Here is a 2,082-nt window from a genome sequence, read left to right on the forward strand (position 1 = left end):
CGGGCCAGCTCCGCGAGGGGGGTGGCGCCGGTCCGTTCGGGCCTCGGCGGCCCCGCGGGTTTCGCGGACGCGGCCTGCGTGTGGGGGGACTGATCAGCGTGTGGCACGGCGGTGAGCGTACCGGGCGCGGGGGTGCCGGAGCGAAGCGAGGGGCCGGGCGGGGCGTGGCCGGATCCGTCGGCGGGACCGGGGCCGGAGGTGATCGTCGTCACGGGCTTTCCTGGTGTTCTGGGCGGTGCTGACGGGGGACGCCGTGCCTCACGGCTTGCGGGCGGCTTCGGGGTCGAAGGTGACGGGCAGTCGGGCCGGTTCCTCTCCGGTGGGCGGGATCTGGAGGGCCTTCAGGGCGAATTCCATGACCTGCTTGTGCACGGGGCCGCAGATCTGTCCGCCGAAGTGGCTGCCCTCGGTGGGGTTCTGGATGACGCAGTAGACGGTGATGCGCGGCTTGTCGGCGGGGGCGAATCCGGCGAAGGAGGAGGTGTAGCCGCGGTAGTTGCCGGTCTTGGGATCCACCCGGTTGGCGGTGCCGGTCTTTCCGGCCACCCGGTAACCGGGGATGCGTGCCTTGGTGCCGGTGCCCTCGCCGTCGTCGACCACGGACTCCAGCATCCGGGAGAGGGTGCCGGCGGTCTTCTCGCTGATCACCCGCTTCTTCTCCGGCTCCGGCGCCGCGGTGAAGCGGCCGTCGGGGCCGCGGGTGCCGCGGACCAGGGTGGGTTCCACCCGCACGCCGCCGTTGGCGACCGTCGAGTAGACGGAGGCCGCCTGTAGGGCGTTGACGGAGACGCCCTGGCCGAAGGGGATCGTGTACTGCTGCGAGGTCGACCAGTCCTCGGGCGGGGCCAGGATGCCGGAGGTCGCGCCGGGCAGGCCGAGCCCGGTGGGCTGCCCGATGCCGAACTTGCGCAGGTAGGAGTGGAGGACCTCGTTGGCCTCCTTCTGCGTGTCGCCGAGCTGGCCGGTGGCCATGATGGTGCCGATGTTGCTGGACTTGGCGAGCACGCCGTTGAGCGTGAGGTGCCAGGTCTCGTGGTCGATGTCGTCGCGGAAGAGCCGGTCGCCGCGGTGCAGCCGGTTGGGCACCGTGACGTGGGTCAGCGGGGTGGCCACGCCCTCGTCGAGGACGGCGGCCATGGAGATCACCTTGGCGGTGGAGCCGGGTTCGTAGGCGTCCTCGACGGCGGCGTTGCGCAGGGCGGCGGGGTCGGCCTCGGAGAGGTCGTTGGGGTCGAAGCCGGGGGCGTTGGCCATGGCCAGGATCTCCCCGGTGCGGGTGTCCTGGACGATGACGTAGCCGCGGTCGGCCTCCGACTTCGCCACCTGGTCGCCGATGGCCTTCTGCGCGGCCCACTGGATGTCGCGGTCGATGGTGAGCTCGACGGTGGAGCCGGGCACGGCGGGCTTCTCGCTCAGGCCCGCGGTGGGCACCTGACGGCCGCCGGACTGCGCGTAGCGGATCTCGCCGTCGCGGCCGGCCAGGGTCTCCTGGAGCTGCCGTTCGATGCCGCCGCCGCCCTCGCCCTCGGCGTCGACCCAGCCCAGCACGGCGGCCGCCAGGTCGCCGTTGGGGTAGACGCGCTTGCTGCTGGGGGCGGAGAAGACGCCGGCCAGCACGTTGACCACGCCGGAGTCCTCCCTCTCCTGACGGGCCAGTTCGGCCTTGAGGTCGGCGATCTGCTGCCACTCCTGGGGGGTGCGGCGGCGGGCGAGCAGGACGTACATGGTGTTCTTCGTCCGCAGCTTGCGGGCGATCTCCGCCTGCTCCTCCTGGTCGCCGCCGAGCACCTGGGTGAGCAGTTCGGCGGCCCGTTCGGGGGCGTCGTCGACGCCGGTGGCCTTGCGGGTGAACATCGTGGGGTCGGCGGTGATGTCGTCGGCGTCGACGCTGCTGGCGAGGGCGACGCCGTTGCGGTCGGTGATGCCGCCGCGCTCCGCCTCGACCGTCTGGTCCACGTAGCGGTTCTGCTGGGCCTTGGCGGTGTAGGTGCTCGCGTCGACCGCCTGGACCTGGAGCAGCCGCACCAGGAAGGCGGAGAGCACCAGGGTGAGGGCGAGGCCGATCAGGCGCAGTCGCGGGCG

Annotated in this window: 1 protein-coding gene and 1 pseudogene; both read right to left on the reverse strand. The window is 72.4% G+C overall.

What is annotated here, in order from left to right:
- A pseudogene (locus HW445_RS32925) lies at nucleotides 1-212 on the reverse strand (UDP-N-acetylmuramoyl-L-alanyl-D-glutamate--2,6-diaminopimelate ligase); the annotation flags it as partial.
- Nucleotides 213-258: 46 nt separating this feature from the next.
- Nucleotides 259-2,082: penicillin-binding protein 2 (locus tag HW445_RS28370; protein ID WP_180223714.1), on the reverse strand; the 1,824-nt coding region annotated here is incomplete at its 5' end.

It is taken from the genome of Streptomyces sp. UH6, assembly GCF_013421635.1.
GTDB lineage: Bacteria > Actinomycetota > Actinomycetes > Streptomycetales > Streptomycetaceae > Streptomyces > Streptomyces abyssomicinicus.